2 protein-coding genes are annotated in these 554 nt (G+C 46.0%); both read left to right on the top strand.

Annotated features, from left to right (window positions below; all coding sequences use genetic code 11):
• A partial coding sequence (tnpA, locus tag TW77_RS25475; RefSeq protein ID WP_046007360.1) for an IS66 family insertion sequence element accessory protein TnpA occupies positions 1-269 on the top strand: 269 nt, incomplete at its 5' end.
• Positions 266-554 (top strand): IS66 family insertion sequence element accessory protein TnpB (tnpB, locus tag TW77_RS23255; protein ID WP_046007359.1); only part of this gene is annotated, 289 nt, incomplete at its 3' end. The genes tnpA and tnpB, both read left to right, overlap by 4 nt.

The raw sequence follows: 554 nt of genomic DNA, 5'->3' as shown, positions 1-554 counted from the left end.
AACTTATCGAACAACAGGAACTCAGTGGTTTGTCTGTCAGTGATTTCTGCTCGCAGCACAATCTCAGTACCAAGTCTTTTTATAATCGCCGAAGTAAGCTTCGCAATAAAAAATCATCTGAGTCATCTTTTATTGCCGCTAAGCCTGCTGCATCTGAGTCCGTTTCTTTGCCTGAGTTGTTGCAGCTCAAGTATGCTCAGAGTACAGTGTTGTTGCCATCAAACACAGATGCCCTGTGGTTGGCTACACTGCTCAGGGCGCTGTCATGATCTGCTGGCACAATGAGTCTGTTTACTTGCACCGCCAGCCGGTAGACTTTCGTAAATCCATCAATGGGCTCGCGGCGATTGTTGAGCAAGAAATGGCTGCGCACGCGATGAGCGGTCAGGTGTTTGCGTTTTGTAATAAAAACAAGGACAAGCTGAAGGTATTATATTGGGATAAAACTGGCTTTGCCTTGTGGTACAAGCGCCTTGAAAAAGACAAGTTTAAATGGCCCGACAAAGAAGATGATGACGTCATTACACTCAGCGCCGAACAATGGCAGTGGTTAT

Origin of the sequence: Pseudoalteromonas rubra (assembly GCF_000967655.1) — a bacterium.
Lineage (GTDB): Bacteria > Pseudomonadota > Gammaproteobacteria > Enterobacterales > Alteromonadaceae > Pseudoalteromonas > Pseudoalteromonas rubra_A.
The sequence above is the reverse complement of the archived record's forward strand: the minus strand, read 5'-3'. Positions and strand labels throughout refer to the sequence as shown.